14 protein-coding genes are annotated in these 18,405 nt (G+C 54.0%); 8 read left to right on the forward strand and 6 right to left on the reverse strand.

The genetic code is table 11. The features are described 5' to 3' along the window. Nucleotides 1-110 precede the first annotated feature (110 nt). From FJM65_RS16680 to FJM65_RS16700, 5 genes are all read left to right on the forward strand, one after another. The gene (locus tag FJM65_RS16680) at nt 111-899 is read left to right on the forward strand and encodes an SDR family oxidoreductase (RefSeq protein WP_140622743.1); all 789 of its coding nucleotides are present in this window, start codon (nt 111-113) and stop codon (nt 897-899) included. A gap of 349 nt (nt 900-1,248) precedes the next feature. Then, nucleotides 1,249-2,694 carry an aldehyde dehydrogenase gene (locus tag FJM65_RS16685; RefSeq protein WP_140622745.1) on the forward strand — a complete coding sequence of 482 codons (1,446 nt, stop codon included), beginning with the start codon at nt 1,249-1,251 and terminating at the stop codon, nt 2,692-2,694. 13 nt (nt 2,695-2,707) lie between these two features. After that, nucleotides 2,708-3,574 (forward strand): GIY-YIG nuclease family protein, encoded by an 867-nt coding sequence (locus FJM65_RS16690; protein WP_140622747.1) that lies wholly within the window; start codon nt 2,708-2,710, stop codon nt 3,572-3,574. Nucleotides 3,575-3,986: 412 nt separating this feature from the next. Further along, nucleotides 3,987-5,258 carry a chloride channel protein gene (locus FJM65_RS16695; protein WP_140622749.1) on the forward strand — a complete coding sequence of 424 codons (1,272 nt, stop codon included), beginning with the start codon at nt 3,987-3,989 and terminating at the stop codon, nt 5,256-5,258. A gap of 79 nt (nt 5,259-5,337) precedes the next feature. Further along, on the forward strand, nt 5,338-6,222 hold the full coding sequence (locus FJM65_RS16700; RefSeq protein WP_140622752.1) for a RelA/SpoT domain-containing protein: 885 nt from the start codon (nt 5,338-5,340) through the stop codon (nt 6,220-6,222). 55 nt (nt 6,223-6,277) lie between these two features. Here the strand turns inward: FJM65_RS16700 and FJM65_RS16705 are convergent, their stop codons facing one another. The 3 genes from FJM65_RS16705 to FJM65_RS16715 form a co-directional block, all read right to left on the reverse strand. Beyond that, nucleotides 6,278-8,509 carry a S9 family peptidase gene (locus FJM65_RS16705; RefSeq protein WP_140622754.1) on the reverse strand — a complete coding sequence of 744 codons (2,232 nt, stop codon included), beginning with the start codon at nt 8,507-8,509 and terminating at the stop codon, nt 6,278-6,280. A gap of 710 nt (nt 8,510-9,219) precedes the next feature. Then, entirely contained in the window at nt 9,220-10,788 is a 1,569-nt protein-coding gene (locus FJM65_RS16710) for an OmpP1/FadL family transporter (protein WP_140622756.1), read from the reverse strand. Between the two features lie 26 nt (nt 10,789-10,814). Next, nucleotides 10,815-12,086: a hypothetical protein gene (locus FJM65_RS16715; protein WP_140622758.1), complete on the reverse strand. Its 1,272-nt coding sequence runs from the start codon at nt 12,084-12,086 to the stop codon at nt 10,815-10,817. Nucleotides 12,087-12,280: 194 nt separating this feature from the next. On the opposite strand from FJM65_RS16715, the gene proS reads away from it, so the two are divergent. The 3 genes from proS (at nt 12,281) to floA (ending at nt 15,427) form a co-directional block, all read left to right on the forward strand. After that, nucleotides 12,281-13,759, forward strand: a complete 1,479-nt coding sequence (gene proS / locus FJM65_RS16720) for a proline--tRNA ligase (protein ID WP_140622760.1) — start codon at nt 12,281-12,283, stop codon at nt 13,757-13,759. Nucleotides 13,760-13,944: 185 nt separating this feature from the next. Next, nucleotides 13,945-14,418, forward strand: coding sequence for an NfeD family protein (locus FJM65_RS16725; RefSeq protein ID WP_140622762.1), 474 nt, complete (start codon nt 13,945-13,947; stop codon nt 14,416-14,418). Nucleotides 14,419-14,431: 13 nt separating this feature from the next. Then, nucleotides 14,432-15,427 carry a flotillin-like protein FloA gene (gene floA / locus FJM65_RS16730; RefSeq protein ID WP_140622764.1) on the forward strand — a complete coding sequence of 332 codons (996 nt, stop codon included), beginning with the start codon at nt 14,432-14,434 and terminating at the stop codon, nt 15,425-15,427. 143 nt (nt 15,428-15,570) lie between these two features. Here floA and FJM65_RS16735 read toward each other — a convergent pair whose 3' ends face one another. The 3 genes from FJM65_RS16735 to FJM65_RS16745 form a co-directional block, all read right to left on the reverse strand. After that, nucleotides 15,571-16,689: a redoxin family protein gene (locus FJM65_RS16735; RefSeq protein WP_140622766.1), complete on the reverse strand. Its 1,119-nt coding sequence runs from the start codon at nt 16,687-16,689 to the stop codon at nt 15,571-15,573. Nucleotides 16,690-16,931: 242 nt separating this feature from the next. Next, complete coding sequence (locus tag FJM65_RS16740) at nt 16,932-17,342, reverse strand: hypothetical protein (RefSeq protein WP_140622768.1); 411 nt, start codon at nt 17,340-17,342, stop codon at nt 16,932-16,934. Between the two features lie 132 nt (nt 17,343-17,474). After that, nucleotides 17,475-18,317 (reverse strand): hypothetical protein, encoded by an 843-nt coding sequence (locus tag FJM65_RS16745; protein WP_140622770.1) that lies wholly within the window; start codon nt 18,315-18,317, stop codon nt 17,475-17,477. Nucleotides 18,318-18,405 lie beyond the last annotated feature (88 nt).

Genomic DNA, 18,405 nt, shown 5'->3' on the forward strand with positions numbered 1-18,405 from the left:
GTTTTAGTTTTGTAGTTGATATTTTGAAAGTACGCAATTTCCGGCAAACATGGTAGCCCGCGCGTGCGTATGGCTATGCTTCTTTCTGTATATTTTTGTACATTGAGCCTATGGATTTAAATCTCAGGAACAAACGCGCCTTGGTGTGTGGCAGCACGCAGGGCATTGGCAGAGCCATAGCCGTAGAACTTGCACAGTTAGGCGCTAGTATAACGCTGATATCCCGCAACGAAGAGAAGCTGCAGCAGGTGGCCGGGGAACTGGACACGCAGCAGGGGCAGCAGCACGATTACATCATCGCCGACTTTTCGGACCCCTACGACCTGAACATACAGGTACAGGCCTACCTGAAGGAGCAGCGCGAGGTGCATATCCTGGTAAACAATACCGGCGGCCCGGCGGGCGGCCCTATCACAGAAGCCATCAGCGATGAGTTCGTCAGCGCCTTTAACCAGCACCTGATTGCCAACCACCTGCTGGCCAAGGCCGTGATTCCGTACATGAAGGACGCAAAGTATGGCCGCATCATCAACGTGATCAGCACGTCGGTAAAGCAGCCGCTGCAGGGCTTGGGCGTGTCGAACACCATACGCGGGGCCGTGGCCAGTTGGGCCAAGACCATGGCCAACGAGCTGGGGCAGTTCGGCATTACGGTAAACAACGTGCTTCCCGGCGCCACCCGCACCGGCCGCCTGGAGTCCATCATCGAGAACAAGGCAAAGAAAACAGATAAAGCTGTAGATGCGATAGAAGAAAGTATGATGGCCGAGATACCAGCCCGCCGCTTTGCAGAGCCCGAAGAAGTGGCTGCCGCCGCTGCCTTTCTGGCTACGCCCGCCGCGGCTTACATCAATGGCATAAACGTGCCCGTGGATGGCGGCAGGACGGGGTGTTTGTAAGTGAGCGCTGATGAACGTGTTTCTGGTTGTGTTGCTATTGAACCTCGGGTTTGCTGCGGCTTTGTCGCGCTTATCAAACTGGTATAAGCTAAAGGTAGAGGATTATTTGTTTCATTTACTGTGCCTGAACCTTGTGGTGTTGGTGCTGTATATGAGCAAGCATTTTGAAATAGCGCCAGATTACCCAATGCCTACGAAGTTTTTTGTAGCTCTCGTGGCAGTACATATCTTGGCTGAACCTTTCAGAAAAAAACTGTTAAAGGGTCTCACCATATTTGTAAATAGGTTCAGGAGCAAAAAATCTTAACCTAGTCAGATTTTGTTTCTCATGCATACTTAGTGCAACCAAATGCAGCACATCCAGAACTACATCAACGGCCAGTTAGTAGCACCAGCAGCAGGGCAGTACATCGATAACTATAACCCGGCGCTGGGTGAGGTATACTCTTTGATTCCTGACTCGGATGAGCAGGACGTGGAGCAGGCGGTGCAGGCGGCGCAGGCGGCTTTCCCGGCCTGGTCTAAAACGCCGGCCGAGAAGCGGGGGCAAATCCTGATGCGCATTGCAGATCTGATCGACCAAAACCTGGACCGGTTGGCGGAGGCGGAATCTGTAGACAACGGCAAGCCGCTGAAGCTGGCGAAGGCGGTGGACATACCACGGGCCAGCAGCAACATGCGTTTTTACGGCACAGCCATACAGCACTTTGCCTCGGAGGCGCATTACATGGAGGGCACAGAGGCCATCAACTACACCGTGCGCCACCCACATGGCGTGGCCGGCTGCATCTCCCCCTGGAACCTGCCTTTATACTTGTTCACCTGGAAAATAGCCCCTGCCCTGGCGGCCGGAAACTGCGTGGTGGCCAAACCCTCCGAAGTAACACCCATGACGGCCTACCTGTTTTCGGAACTATGCATAGAGGCCGGACTACCAGCCGGTGTCCTGAACATCGTGCACGGCTACGGCCATAAAGTGGGCGCTGCCATTGTAGCGCACCCAAAGGTGCCGGTGATTTCCTTTACCGGCGGCACTAAAACCGGACGTTCTATTGCGGCCACAGCGGCCCCGATGTTCAAAAAACTGTCGCTGGAGTTGGGCGGCAAAAACCCCAATATCATCTTCGCCGACTGCGACTTTAACAACGCGCTCCATACTTCCATCCACTCCTCGTTTGCCAACCAGGGCCAGATCTGCCTCTGCGGCTCCCGCATTTTTATCGAGCGGCCGCTGTACGAGAAGTTTCGGGATGCTTTTGTGGAGAAGGTAAACGCCATGACCGTAGGCGACCCGATGGAAGAAAGCTCCAAACTAGGTGCGGTGGTATCGGAGCAGCACATGCAGAAGGTGCTATCTTACATCGAGCTGGCCAAGCAGGAGGGAGGAACTATACTCACCGGCGGGCACCAGGTGCAGGTAGAGGGTCGCTGCCAAAACGGCTGGTTCATCGCTCCCACCATCATCGAAGGACTCTCGCCTTACTGTCGCACCAATACCGAGGAGATCTTCGGCCTGGTGGTCACGCTCATACCTTTTGATACCGAAGAAGAGGTGATCCGATACGCCAACTGCACCGACTACGGCCTCTCCGCCACCATCTGGACACAGCACCTCACCCGCGCCCACCGCGTGGCACACCAACTGCACTCCGGCATCATCTGGATCAACACCTGGCTCCTACGCGACCTCCGCACGCCTTTTGGCGGCATGAAGAACTCAGGTGTGGGGCGTGAGGGCGGTTTTGAGGCGCTGCGCTTCTTTACCGAGCCGCAGAATGTTTGTGTGAAGCTGTAAAAAATTACCAAGTATGAGATTCGGCAAAACTATCAGAATATTCCTTATTGATGGCGACCCTAATGGACGCATGACATGTGAATTGTCTAATTGGACAGGAAAAGCCTATAAAATTCCGAGGGTAAAAATTAAGGAATGTACTGATAGAGTAGAACTCAACAACACCGGCATCTATTTACTTTTTGGCAAAGGAGACAATGGCCAAGACAAAGTATATATTGGCGAAGCCGAGGAAGTTCTAAAGCGACTGCAGCAGCAATTAGCCCAGAAGGATTTTTGGAACGAAGCAATTACTTTTATCAGTAAAGATGAAAACCTGAATAAGGCACACATCAAATACATTGAAAACAGATTGCATTTCCTGGCAAATGAGGCTGGACGTTATTTAGTCGAGAATAACGTAATACCCACTCAATCTTCCATATCTGAACCTGATCGAGCAGAAATGGAAGAATTTATCTCTAACATTAAGCTTCTTGTAAACACATTAGGCCATAAAGTTTTTGAAGAGAAACGAGAAGTAAAAAGTAGCAGCGAACAGCAGCAGCCAACTTTCTTCTTAAAAGGTGCAAGAGGCGCTGAGGCACAAGGAGAACCGACCACAGAGGGGTTTGTCGTTTTTAAAGGTTCCAAAGCTACTTTATCTACAGTCAACTCCATCTCTCCCTCTTTTGCCAAGTATAGAAAGCAGCTAATCGAGGATGGCATACTCGTTCATAATAGCGATAGCGAGGTTTATGAGTTTTCGGAGGACAGCATATTCAGTAGTCCATCAACAGCTGCTGTAATGGTGATGGGTAGAAATGCGAACGGCTTACTAGAGTGGAAACTTCCCAGCGGCATTACGTTAAAAGAGTTTGAGTCTGAAGAAAGGCTGTAACTTCCTCCCACACATGCCGCAAGTTTAGCGCCAGCGCAACTTGTGGCTGCACATGATGGCAGTTTGTAACTGCCATTTTGCAATCATACTTCCGCCTTTACAAGCTGGCTGCCATGCTGAACCACCAGTTACCGCTGCGCTTAAACTGGCGGTATTTCTGTGATACAACTTTCACCTGCCGCCACGAGCAAGCCGCAACAGCCTAACTTCCCTTGCCTCCAAAATTCTTCCAGAATGACAGGAGAAAAGAATGGGATGCCAGCGGTAAAGTATACTTTTTAACATCTTCGCTGCCGCAAGTTTGCAACTGCCGCACCCTCCCATACTGTACTTTTACTGCTACACAAAACTGCCCCCCCTGCCCCATACTTCCCGTCTTACCTCTTTGCACAATTATCCGTACTTTTGCCCGATGGACTTTAAGAGAAAAAGACTAGCGGTAGCGTTGCGGAACCAAATAAACTATCCGCTGCAGTTCAACCCGTTTGTATTTAGCAAGCTGTTCCTGCTGTGGGTAGCGGTAGGCATTGTGGGCGGCGTTATCGCCAGCTTTTACTGGACTGTGCTGGAGGAGCTGCTGCACTACCTCTCTCATTTCCAAGGCCTCACGGTTATTCCGCTTATGACTGTAGCCGGCCTGCTGGCGGGCCTGGTCATCCATTTCCTCGGCGACCCCGGCGAGATGGACCTGATCGTGAACAACATTCGCTTTAAAGGCGGCAGGCTGGAGCCCAAAAACAACCCTTCCATGATTCTGTCGTCGTGGCTGTGCATTGCCAGCGGCGGCAGTGCGGGGCCCGAGGCGCCGCTGGTGCAGGTGGTGGGCTCTACGGGCACCTGGATAGCCAAAAAGCTGAAGCTGCGCGGCGAGGACCTCCGCTCGCTAAGTATAGCCGGTATGGCCTCTGCGTTTACGGCCCTGTTCGGAGCCCCGCTGGGCGGCAGCCTCTTCGCCCTCGAAATTCAGCACCACAAGCACATCAGCGAGTACTACCAGGCACTAATACCCGCGCTGGTTGCCAGCTGCTCTGGTTACGCTATTTTCATCTTCATCACGCATATCGGCATTGGCCCCACCTGGGTGTTCCCGATGTATGCTACGCCGGCGCTTAACGACTTCTTTTATGCCATGCTGTATGCCCTGGCTGGCACGGCGGCAGGCTGGATCTTTATCTTTACGGTGCGCAAGTCGCGTAGCCTTTTCGAGGCTGTAAAACTGCCGATTTACGTGCGCATGGCCATTGGCGGACTTCTGATAGGCACCATCGCTTACTTTGTGCCGCTGTCGCGCTACTTTAGCCACAACGAGCTGAACGTGCTGCTGCAAGAGGAGTTCACGCTGCAGTTTCTGTTGCTGTTGGTGGCGGCCAAGATCCTGGCGATCGCGTTTACGGTTACTTCCGGCTGGCGCGGCGGCTTTATTATTCCGCTGTTCTTTTTGGGCGCCACCGTGGGACTGGTGGTGCATAACCTGTTCCCGGGCCAGAACCTGCCGCTGATCATGGTGAGCTGCATGGCCGCCATCAATGCCTGCGTTACCCGCACTCCCATCAGCACAGCCATCCTGCTAGCCACCATGACGGGCTTCCATCAGTTTGTGCCGATCATCTTCGCCAGCCTTACCGGCTTTTTTCTGGCTCCTAAAACCCCGCTCATTAATGCGCAGCTGGGCGTAAAGGAATAAGTTTTTTGGCCTCTGGCCTGTGCTTTTGGCTGCTGCCAGCGTATGAAACTACATACCCGTAGTATAAATCAGGCAGGAGATGGAGCGGCACCGCAGAAGAACCGGCAATACACTTTCGGCTATACTTGGCCGGCTTGGCACCAGCGAGAGAGCCTTGCACGACCTGGAGCTGGACCCGCAGGCCCTGCTGCACATCTACCACGATTACCGCGAGCGCCAGCCGGAGCTGCAACGCATCGGCGCCCTGGTAGCGGGCATGCTTGCCGGGCAGAGCGAGGTGCACAGCGTGCAGTACCGCATCAAGGACCCGCTGCACCTGCTCCACAAGATCATCCGAAAAAAAAGGGAGTACCCCGAGCGCAACTTCAACCAGCATACATACCTTAGCCTGATAAACGACCTGGTGGGGGTGCGGGCGCTGCACCTGTACCGCGAGTCGTGGCTGCACACCAGCCGCTATGTGCAGCGGATGTGGCCGCTAAAGCGCCCGCCCTACGCTTACGTTGGCGGAGGCGAAAACGAACAGCACCTGCACAGCCTTGCCCGCCTGGGTTGCCAGCTATTCGCCCACCCGCAGGCTTATAAAGCCATCCATTTTGTAATTGAGACCCAGCCCGCCAGGCAGCGCTATTACGCCGAGGTGCAGCTACGCACTGTTTTTGAGGAAGGCTGGAGCGAGATCGACCACACGATCCGGTATCCTTTCCGCGTTAACAACCCCCAGCTCGACCGCCTGCTACAGCTCCTGAACAAGCTTACCAGCCAAGCCGATAACTTAGCCTCGCTTATCCATACTTTGGCGCATGCCTTAGGGGAGTTGCCTTCTGACCCAAGCGTTGGGCACCAGCAGTACACACTGCAACAGCTTCAGTCATACATCACGGGCCTGCCCCTGAAAAAAGCGGAGCGGCAGCAGCTCTACCGAAGCATTGCCAGCGCCTTACAAGCACGACATCCCCGCTAAAAAAGAAAAGGCCCACCGTTTCCGGCAGGCCTTTTATACTATACTTATGCGTCGCCTACTGGTTCACCTCAGCCGGGTTGATCAGCTTGCGCTGCAAAAAGTCTGTCATCATTTTAAAACGGTGGATGGACGTTACGCCTCCGCCTATGCCGTGGTTGCGATTCGGGTAGTAGAAGCTCTCGAACTGCTTATTGGCGCTGATCAGGGCATCCTGCATGGCCACCGCATTCTGGAAGTGCACGTTATCGTCGCCTGTGCCGTGGATCAACAGCAAATCGCCTTGCAGCTTATCGGCAAAGTTAAGCGGTGAGTTGTCGTCGTAGCCGGCAGCGTTCTCCTGCGGCGTCTTCAGGAAGCGCTCGGTGTAGATGCTGTCGTAGTATCTCCAGTTGGTAACCGGAGCCACGGAAATACCCGCACGGAACACACCATTGCCTTTGGTAAGGCCCAGCAGCGTCATGTAGCCGCCAAAGCTATGGCCCCAGATGCCAATGCGGTTCTTATCTACATAAGACTGATTGCCCAGCCACTTCGCCGCGTCAATCTGGTCCTGAATCTCATACTTGCCCAGGTTAGCGTAAGTAGATTTCTTGAACGCAGCGCCACGGGCACCGGTACCACGGTTATCCACGCTCACCACAATCAAGCCTTTGTCGGCCAGCACCTGGTACCACAGGTAGTTGCTGCCGCCCCAGCTATCGGTTACTGTCTGCGAGCCTGGGCCACCGTACACAAACATCAGCACCGGGTACTTTTTGTTCGGGTCAAAATCCGTTGGCTTGATCATCCAGCCGTTCAGTTTCGTACCGTCCGGCGTGTTCATGGTAAAGAATTCCTGCTTGGCTATGTCGTACTGCGCCAGCGTGTTCTTCAGCTCCGAGTTATCCTCCAGCACCTTTATCAGCTTGCCGTCTTTGGCCGTGTGCAGGCTTACGGTTGGCACCTCGTTGGCAGCAGAGTAATAATCCAGGTAGTACTTAAAGTCGTTGCTCATGTTCACGCGGTGCGTACCTGCTTGCTGCGTCAGGCGGTTCTTTTTCTTGCCTTTGCTGCTGATGCTGTACAAGTGGCGCTCCAGCGGCGAAACCTCTGTAGACATGTAGTACAGGCGGTCGTTCTTTTCGTCGTAGCCCACAAACTGGCTTACTTCCCAGTCGCCTTTGGTGATCTGGCGCACCAGCTTTCCGCTCATGTTGTACAGGTACAGGTGGTTAAAACCTTCTACCTCTGAAGAGTGGATGAAGTGCTTGCCGTCTTTCAGGTACGTCAGGTCATCGGTCACGTCGATATAGGCTTTGTCGGTTTCCTTCAGCACCACATCAGCTTTACCGGTCGTCGCGTTGGCATGCAGTATCTCCAGGGTGTTCTGCAGGCGGTTCATCTTTTGGATAGACAGCAGGTTCGGGTTGTTGGTCCACTTGATGCGCGGGATGTAGATGTCTGTTTCGCTGCCAGTGTCCATCTTCACGGTTTTGCCGCTGTTCACGTCATACACCGAAATGGTAATTACGGAGTTGGCCTCGCCAGCTTTCGGGTATTTAAACTTGTAATCCTGCGGGTACAGCTCGCCCCACATCTGCATGTTATACTCCGGCACGTTGGTTTCGTCGAAAGTATAAAACGCTATCTTTTTGCCGTCCGGCGACCAATGGAAGCCCTTCGCAAAGCTAAACTCCTCCTCGTACACCCAGTCGGAGTAGCCGTTGATGATGGAGTTGAACTTGCCGTTGGAGGTAATCTGCGTCTCCTTCATGCCGGACAGGTCGGTCACGAACATGTTGTTATCACGGGCAAAGGCCACTTTTGTGCCATCCGCCGAGAAAGTGGCGTACAGTTGCTTGCCGCCGTCGCTCAGTTTGGTCAGTTTTTTAGAGGCGATGTCGTAGATGTAGAACTCTGCTTTGGAAGAGCGACGGTAGATGCGCTCTGTTTCTGTAGAGAACAACACTTTCTTCTCGTCCGAAGAGAAGGAATAATCGTCGTACTGGATGGGCTGGCTTCCGCCGGCTGGCACCAGGTTTTCGCCTTCTATGATCGTGCTTACCGGCTGGCCGGTGGTTACGTCATACTTTACAATGTCGTATACTTTGTTTTTCTCGTCAGGCACCTGCGAGCTATAGTAGCGCCCGTCGTTCATCCAGTTTACGCCATACACCGATTTAGCACGGAAAGTGCCTTTCTGGTACACGTCCTCCAGGGTAATGTCTTTTTTCTGCTGCGCCTGCGCCACCAGGGCAAAGCACAGGAGCAAGGCAGCCAAAAAGGTTGGTTTAAGGTTGATATGCATGCTTTTAGGTTTAGTTATAGTTTAGCCCCTCTAAGTTAGGAGAATAATATGGTTTAGCCATACTTCCGCAGCTAAAACCATACCTGGAGTGGTTTCAGGAGGGGTTTGTACATGTTGGCTATACTTGTTAGCTGTATCTCTGGCGCAAGTTGAAAATTCCGGAGTATTCCGGGGCATATGTCTGTGTCTTTTATACTTTATACTTCACTGGCGCAAGCGTCCGCTTGTGCCTTGCCGCCGCTTCCTGCAGTTGGAACCAAGCTATTCTTGTTAACCGCCGTTCATCCTCAGTCTTACGAACCAAAAGTTGCACCTTTAGCTTGCTGCCCTCCCAGGCCGGGAGGCCTCGTCTTTCCGCATCGCGCTGTGTTCCCTTCCTTTGCTCAATGCCGCCAAGGCGGCACCGGAATCTCACAAGGCGCTCAACGGAAAGATTGGGATCAGATTCCATTAGCTCCTGCTACTTTGTCATCTCGACCACTCTTGAGGCGAGAGGTCTCTTTAGAATTCCCGATAGATCTCTCGCCCAGCTCAAGATGACAGGAAGAGAAGCTTGAACCGAGGGTCGGGGTGGGGTGAATTCCCCTCCTCGGAGGGGCAGGGGTGGGTTTACACCTGCATTGCCCCTCTCCCCTGTTTCAGGGGCCTAATAAAACAAAAACGGCAGCCCCTTTCAGAGCTGCCGTTAGCGCTATTTCATACTTATACTTTTAGAAGTTGAAGCCCAGCGTCACGAGCACCGAGTTCTGCTTTTTGTCGATGTTGAACTGAGGCTCGGCAGTGGTCTTCAGTTCGTACGGCGAGTAAGACGTGCCGCTTACAAACGGAGCATAGTTTACATCCTGCAGCGTGTGCACATAAGCCGCATCCACGTAAAAGTTCTGCAGCCTGATGCCTGCTCCCAAAGTATAGTTTTGCGTAGGGCCATACTTGTAGTTGATAAAACCGGAATCGTAGCTGGAGCCATTCTCAGGGTCGGCGTTGTAGGCGTAGCCCGCCCGCAGCCTGAACACCTCGTAGCGGCCCTCGGCCCCGATGCGGTAATTCACCACAGAGTTGTTGTTGTTCTTGATTCCCTCGTTTATGTCGTCGAAGAAGCCGCCCGAAGAGAAGTCGTCATCCTCTCTGTACTTGGCGCTGCCGTAGTTCACAAACTCCACATCGCCGGAGATAAAGCCATACTTGCCGGCAAAAAAGGCCACGCCTCCCGTTGCCCTGAAAGGCGTTACCATACGGTAAGAGAACTGCCCCGGCGCTTCCTCCGCCGACTCCACGCCATCGTCGAAGGTAGTGACCATGCGGCGCTGGTAGTCGTCGTCGAAGGTATAGGCAGTGGGTGTCTGGATGCTCAGGCCCAGGCGCAGTGCATCTACCGGGCGGGCGATCAGGCCCAATTTCAGGTTTACGCCGGCGCCGGCCGTCGAAAACTCATCGGTATACTCCAGGCTGGTGAACGAGGTGGCAGCGTCGCCCTCCGCCTCTGTGTAAATGTTGCGCTGCGAGAAATCCACAGTAACAATGCCCAGCGAGGCGCCCAGGTATAGCCTGTCTTTATAGCTGGTGCCCACACCAATATCAATCTGGCTTTGCGAGCCCTCCCGTATAATTTCCTCACGTTGCGTAATGGAGCCAAAACGATCTACCGGAAAATACTCATTTTCTCCGTCATCATTTACATCTACATCATATAAAAAGGCGCCATAACCCAAGCCCTCTAGCGTAGTGATGCCGCTGTCATACTCATTGTCCAGGCTTTCGCGGCTGCGGTTGTTCTGTGCCGCCAGGTCCGTCAGGTACTCCACCAGAGTTGGGTCAACGTCGCCGGATTGGGTGCGGTACGATGTATAATGCTCGTTAAAGTTATTGAGCCTGGTAAAGCCGACCCCGAAGGTGACGCCGCGCCAGTCGCCTGCCTCACTGTCGCCTTTGCGGTTAGAGACAACCACACCCAGCTGCGGAAAAACAAAATTGCTGTTGCTGCCTGTTGACCTCTCAAGCGTACCATCCATGAGATTTATGGAAGTGTTGGTGGTAACAGATTGCACGCCCGGTGTGATGGTGAACTCGGAGCGGCGGAACATACCTAAGCCGGCCGGGTTGCCGGAGAGGCTGGAGATATCGGCACCCAGTGCTGTTTGTGCCCCGCCTATGCCTTGTATACGCGCAGTGCCCGACACGCCCAACTGTGAGTAGCGCAGTACGTCTACTTCGGTTTGGGCAAAGGCAGCACCGCCCCAGCCCAGCATCAGCGCCAGGCTAGCCAATAGTGTCTTCTTCATCTGTCTATCGTTTTAGTGCGATCGTATTAGTTGTTTCCTCGTGAAGAGCGCCCGCCTCTGCCGCTTGAGGAAGAGCTGCTGCTACTGCTACTGCTACTGCTGCCGCTGCTTCGGGTGCTGCGTTCGTAGCTTGGCGAAGGTGTGTACGAGCTGTTGTTGTTATCGTAAGATGATCTGCTTGGGCGGCTCCGCTCTATGGTGCGGCTCGGCTGGCTACGCTCTATGGTGCGTGTGGGCTGGCGGCGCTCAATGGTGCGGGTACGCACTTCGCGGCGCTCTGTAGAGCGACTCGGCGCTGGCGCTGGCGTTGGCGTATACTCACGGGTACGGCGGCTGCGGGTGCTGCTAGGTGCAGGGGCAGGCTGTGCGTTTTGCTGCTGCGGCTGCACTGTGGTGCTGCGGCTAGAGCGGCGGCTTGGCCTTGCCGGAAGCTCCTGCTTGGTTGTGCCGGATGGCGCTACCGTGCTGCGGCTGCTGCGCGACTGGCGGCCCACAGTGTTACGGCCTTGCTGCTGGCCGGTGCTCTCGCTGCGGTACACGCCGTCTCTGGATGGCCTGCCGGCAGGACTGCCGTTCACCTGCGTACTGCGGCTGTCGCGTGGGCCATACTGCACCCTGGAGGCCTTGCCTATCACCACCGGTCTGTCGTTGTACCAGCCGTAGTGCCCATATGGGTTGCTGGCATAATAGCCGTTATAGAAGCCTCTGTAGTAGCCGTTGTAATACCCATGCCCATAGCTGCCTGGCCACCAGTTGCTGTAGCCATAGTATGGGTGCCCGTAATAGGCATTGCCCCAGCCGTAGCTAAAGCTGATGGTTACGCCGGTTCTGAAGCGGGCGTCGTTCCAGAAAGGGTCGTAGTAAAACGGATCATTATAGAACGGGTCGTAGAAAGGGTCATAGAACGCGTAGCTGGTGCGGCGCGGCACATAAGCCGATCCCCAGTAAGGGTCTACATACGAGTAGTTCGGGCGGTACCAGTTGTCGCGCTCGTCATACGAGCGGCCGTCGTAGTACTCGTCGCCGGTATAGTTCTGCGTCACGTTGCTTTCGGAGTATTCCGGGTTCAGCACCTCGCCTTCGGCAAGGGCCTCCTCGGTATTGCTCTCGTATTGCTGGTAAGCCTGCTGCTGTGCCGGCTGCTGTTGCGCCGGGGCAGGCTCTACGTACACGGTTTGATCAGAGCCGCTGTAGTACATATCATCGTACTCCGACGACTGCAAAGCCGTAGAGCTGCTACAGCCAGCCGCCAACAGGGCCAGCACGGGAACAGCGGTTAGTAAAGTATATTTTTTCATGGCCTTCTGCTGATGTGCGGTGGGTATTAACTTCTTCTATATCAAAGATAAGCACAATTGGGGCAAAACCTTATCTATAGTTTATAATATTAACGTAATTTTGAGCCGGAACGATGTCCGGTACTCAAGTATAATGGCAACAAAATCTGTTCCAAAATAATTTAAATCAGATATAAAAGATAAACAATTTAAAAATGAGCAAAGGGTTACCAAAAAGAAGCGACGATTACTCGCTGTGGTATAACGAGCTGGTGAAGAAGGCGGGCCTGGCGGAGAACTCAGCCGTGCGCGGGTGCATGGTGATCAAGCCGTACGGGTTCGCTATCTGGGAGAAGATGCAGCGCGTGCTGGACGACATGTTTAAGGCAACAGGCCACGAGAACGCATACTTCCCGCTGTTTGTGCCCAAAAGCTTGTTTGAGGCCGAGGAGCAGAACGCCGAGGGCTTTGCCAAAGAGTGTGCCGTGGTAACCCACTACCGCCTGCAAACCGACCCGGATAAGGCCGGCAAGCTGCGCGTGGACCCGAGCGCCAGGCTGGAGGAGGAACTGATCGTACGCCCCACCTCGGAGGCCGTGATCTGGAACACCTACAAAAACTGGATACAGAGCTACCGCGACCTGCCTTTGCTGATAAACCAGTGGGCCAATGTGGTGCGCTGGGAGATGCGTACGCGCCTGTTCCTGCGCACAGCGGAGTTCCTGTGGCAGGAAGGCCATACCGCGCACGCCACCGCTGAGGAGGCTGTTGCCGAAACCGAGCAGATGCTGGAAGTATACGCCACCTTTGCCGAGCAATACCTGGCTCTGCCGGTGATCCGTGGCCTTAAAACACCAAACGAGCGCTTCGCCGGCGCCCTGGAGACCTACTGCATAGAAGGCTTGATGCAGGACGGAAAGGCCCTGCAGGCCGGCACTTCGCACTTTTTAGGGCAGAACTTTGCCAAGGCCTTTGATGTGAAGTATGCGACCAAAGATGGCGGACTGGAGCACGTATGGGGCACCTCCTGGGGCGTAAGCACGCGTTTGATGGGTGCGCTGGTGATGGCCCACTCTGATGACGAAGGCCTGGTACTGCCTCCAAAGCTGGCTCCTATCCAGGTGGTGATCGTACCGATCTACAAAGGCGAGGAGCAGCTGGCACAAATCACGGAGAAAGTGAATCAGCTGAAGCGCGAGCTGCTGGCCAAAGGCATCAGCGTGAAGTTTGACAACCGCGACACCGAGCGCCCTGGCTTTAAGTTTGCCGAGTGGGAGCTGAAGGGTGTGCCGGTGCGCATCGCCATCGGTGCCCGCGACCTGGAGAACGGCACCGCCGAGGTGGCCCGCCGCGACACCAAGGAGAAAAGCACGCAGCAGTTCGCCACGCTGGCAGATTACATTCCGGCCCTGCTCAACGAGATCCAGGAGAATATCTACAACAAGGCCCTGACGTTCCGGGAGGAGAACACCACCAAGGTAGACTCTTACGAGGAGTTTAAAGAGGTGCTGGAGACCAAAGGCGGCTTTGTGCTTGCCCACTGGGACGGCACCCCGGAAACGGAGGAGCGCATAAAAGAGGAGACCAAGGCCACGATCCGCTGCATCGCCCTGAACACGCCAGAGGAAGACGGCGTGGACATGCTGACCGGCAAGCCAAGCAAGCGCCGCGTATACTTTGCCAAGGCGTACTAATACCTCGCTTCTCGTTGCCCGTTAGCGGTTATTCGTACCCTGCGGCAACGGCTATACTTTCAAGAGCGCCACTTCCCTGACCGGAGGTGGCGCTCTTGTTTTGGGCAGGCTTATACTTTGTTCCGGCAACAATACTTACTAATCATGAAGATTTTGCTATATTGTACACTATAACGCCTCGCCCTATGCTTCTGGATTGGATTACTGTTTTAGCGCTCATCGGTATTGGCCTGCTGCTGATTATTGTGGAGCTGATTTTTGTGCCGGGCACTACCGTGGTGGGTGTCGCAGGGTTTATACTTACGGCCATTGGCATTTGGATAGGCTATGCGGCGCTGGGCACCGCTACCGGCCACATCATACTGGCTGCCACGGTGCTAATAGGCGGAGTGGCGTTCTTTTACAGCTTTCGCTCCGACAGCTGGGCGCGCTTTGCCCTGAAAGAGCAGAACAAAAGCCATGTGAACGAAGAGTATCAGCATACGCTGGCAGTGGGCCAGGAAGGGCGAACTGTTTCGGCGCTGCGGCCGCAAGGCACGGCCCTCTTTAACGACCTGCACCACGAGGTGCAGACGCAGGGCGAGTTCCTGGCTCCCAGCACTCCCGTGCGCATCATCAAGCTTACACAGAATAAAATCATCGTAGAAGCAATCTCCTAACCTTAAAAACCAGATGGAAAACCTTACCCCTATTTTCCTGATAGCAGGCGGTATTATCCTGCTCATCATCTTTTTATACTTCGTGCCGATCAGCCTCTGGATCACGGCCCTGTTCTCTGGCGTGCGCGTGGGCCTGCTGGAGCTGGTGTTCATGCGTATCCGGAAGGTGCCGCCAAGCCTTATCGTTAACTCGATGATCAACGCTACCAAAGCGGGCATAGACGTAACCACTACCGAGCTGGAGACGCACTACCTGGCCGGTGGCAACGTGCCCAACGTGATCAAGGCGCTTATCTCTGCCGACAAAGCCAACATCCCGCTCTCGTTTAAGCAGGCCACGGCCATCGACCTGGCCGGCCGTAACGTGTTCGAGGCTGTAACCACTTCGGTTAACCCTAAAGTGATCAACACCCCGAACGTGGCTGCCGTGGCGCAGGACGGTATTCAGCTCATCGCCAAGGCCCGTGTTACCGTGCGTGCCAACATTATGCAGTTGGTGGGTGGTGCCGGCGAGGAAACCATACTTGCCCGTGTTGGCGAGGGTATCGTAACCTCCATCGGCTCGTCTGGCTCACATAAAGTGGTGCTTGAGAACCCCGACATCATCTCGAAACTGGTGCTGCAGAAAGGCCTGGATGCCGGCACTGCCTACGAGATCCTTTCCATTGACATTGCCGATGTGGATGTGGGCGAGAACATCGGTGCCAAGCTGCAGATAGACCAGGCCAACGCTGACCTGAAAGTGGCTGAGGCGAAGGCCGAAGAGCGCCGCGCCATGGCCGTGGCCGTGGAGCAGGAAATGAAAGCCAAGGCCCAGGAAGCCCGCGCCAACGTGATTCAGGCGGAGGTAGAGGTGCCACAGGCCATCGCGGCGGCTTTCCGTAGCGGCAACCTCGGCATTATGGACTATTACCGTATGCAGAACATCCAGTCTGACACTGATATGCGCAACAACATCGCCAACCCCAACCAGGGCGGCAGCAACGCTCCTAACCGACCGAAAGAGTAAGATTAGATCTATACTTCAACAGCTGCGGCCGCTTCATACTTTGGAGCGGCCGCAGTTGCTTTATAATAGTGCTTGTGAGGTTTTGTTCTTGATGTATGATGTAGCTTTATAGCCCTTTCTCAAGGTTAATTTCTTAGAAAAGCTTAATAGTACCGCCCGATTTTCTCCACGATAATCTTCTTCATCTCGGATGGCACAATGGAGCCTTGTTTGCGGTAGAGCACCTTGCCCCCTGGCTCTATCAGCAGCGTGTAGGGCAAGGCGCCCTGCCACTCCGGGTCGATGGCTTCGATTAGCTTATACTTGTCTTCGGAGTTAAAGAGGTAGTTTTTGTTGGAGGCCTCCAGTTTTTTCAGGGCCTCCAGCGCCTTGTCCTTTTTGTCGGGCTTGTCGGCGCTGATGGTGATGAACTCGAAATCGCGGTTGCGGTACATCCGGTTGATGGCGACAAAGTCTGGCAGCTCCTGCACGCAGGGGCCGCACCAGGTAGCCCATACGTTTACCAGGCGCACTTTATCCGTGTCGTTTTGCAGCAGGGCCTTTAGGGCCGGTTCGTCAATCAGCTCCAGTGTCACCTCTTCTTTCGCCCACTGCTCCCTTGCCCGCTCGGCCAGCACTCTTTTATCAGCCCATTTTATAGAGCATCCAAACGTCTTTGTTTTGGCAACAGGCACCGGCTTACCCGCGAGCAGGGCATCCAGCGCTTTACGCGTATCCTCGGCATTGGCAGAGCCCGGTTTCTCGGAGCCGTCGAGCCTGCCGTTGTACTGCAGCTTGCGCTGCTGGTCGAAAAGGAACACGTGCGGCGTGGCAGCCGGCCCGTACGCCAACGACATTTTCTGCGTTTCGCCATCATACAGGTATGGGAAGTTATACCCTTTTTCCTTTGCCCGCACTTTCATCTCCTCAAAGCTGTCGCCCATATCGCTGTAGCCCAGTTCGTCGAGGCTCACGGCCTCCGGGTCGTTGGGCGATACCGCTACCACGGCAACTCCTTTGTCTTTGTAATCTTTGGCTAAGGCAATGATACGGTCCTCGTACGCCTGCGCTGTGGGGCAGTGGTTGCAGGTGAATATAATGGCAAGCACCTTGGCGTCGGCAAAGCTCTTCAGCGTGTAGGTTTTACCGTCTGTGCCCGGCAGACTGAAATCAGGCGCCGGTGCCCCTATCTCCAGCGGCTTGGGGTCGGCGGCAAAGCCTGTTGCGGCCAACAACAGCATGTATAACAGCAGAAAGCTTTTTAGCAAAACGGATTGTGCCATAGTTATCTCCTTTAAGTTATCTACATGAATTACAACTACATCTTGTTGAGTTAATCCCTGTTACAAAAAATCAAAGCAATGGAGCTTGTAAACATCCCCACGGCCTCTGTCCGCCGGTAATTAGACTTTTATACTTGCGTAACATGGCTGGTAGCCTCGTTACAAATCACATCCCGAAGGGATCCGGGACGAGGGCACTACTAATGGATACGCACGGCTGATTTGATGATGGTATAATTGCTTTACTTGCTCACCTTTGCCTGGTTTATACTTTGGATGAGCTCGTTACGCCTCACGCTAATGAAATCATACGTTGTATCGGCATCGGTTATCAGCTTTGCGCCGAACGGGAACAGCAGCATCCAGCCTTCCTTCCGAAAATCTTTTATTTCGCTTAAGCTGATGTGGGTGCTGTCTTTCCCGTTAATGTATAGCCCTCCAAAGTATGGTGAGGGAACAAAAATCAGCTCATCTGACGTAGCGATAACCTTTCCCTTTGCCGGCCATACTTTAGGTGTTCTACGGTAGAGACTCACATCGCGCTGCTCCATCAGCACTTCTTTGCCTTTAGAAGTATTAAGAGGGCTCTTTGTAGCGCAGCCGGCAGCTATCAAGAGCAGTAGCAAAAGAATTCCTGTTGATTTCACATCCATGGCTTATCCTTTACTTTTCCATACTTCAAACGATTGCACAAAACGGCATTTATACTTTCTTCTTCAGCAAGAAACTAAAAGTCCCGCCTCTGCTATGCCGGGGCGGGACTTTATACTTTACCAAGAAACGGCTTATTGCGCTTTCAGCGTAAACGTTCTCTCCACGGTGTTGTATGGCCCCGGAATTACGTTGCCGCTGTTGTCTATCAGCTCCAGTTTAATTTTGTTCTCCCCCATCGGCAAGCCTTCCATGATGTATGGCATCCAGCGATCGAGCATAAACTCGGTGCCGTTGATGGTGGCGCGTACTTTGTTGCCGCTCGGCGACAGGTCCGTGTTCACCAGGTAGAAGTCCAGCATCACCTTGCCAGTCTCGTTCGGGCCTACATACTCGCCTTTCGGACGGCTGTAGAACATGTGCGGCGCGTTCAGGTCAAAGTCCAGCGACTCGGTGGGGCGGCCCACTGTAATTTTGCGCAAGTCGTAGGCGCCTTTGTGCTTCAGGCTCTCGTGGTAAGAACGAGAAATGAACGACAGGATCACGTGCTCGCCCTCCGGAATGTCTTTGGTGAACTCCGTTTCGTAATGAGCCGTGTATGGCTGGTTATCAACAATGTTATGGATGTGCTGCCCTTGCTGCGAGTTGGCCATGTGCTCGGCGTTAGAGTGCGGCGTCATGCGCGTCAGCTCAAAGTTAGACAGCGAGTAGTCGAACTGAACCGGGCCCGGCTCCACCACGCCTCCGGCCGGCGGCGTGTTCAGGCGCAGCTGCGACTCAGGGTATTTCTGTGAGTTATCGAAGGCATACACACTCAGGCCATTCTTCGTCATCACAGCCCCTGCAGGGGTTGGCCCACCCACTACAGTCGATTCGGCAGGCGTTTGGTTTTCTGCTTCCTGTGTCTGGCGTGCTGTATCACAGGCCGTAAAGCCTAGCATAAGGGTTGAAGCCAGCAATAGGTACGTTTTTTTCATGTATCTTTCGTTAGGTTAGCAATGAAGCTAATTTAGTAATAATTCTTTGTATATTGCGAAGTACGTGAATATCACGATAAAGTATACG

The organism is Pontibacter mangrovi (assembly GCF_006385705.1).
GTDB classification, from domain to species: Bacteria; Bacteroidota; Bacteroidia; order Cytophagales; family Hymenobacteraceae; genus Pontibacter; species Pontibacter mangrovi.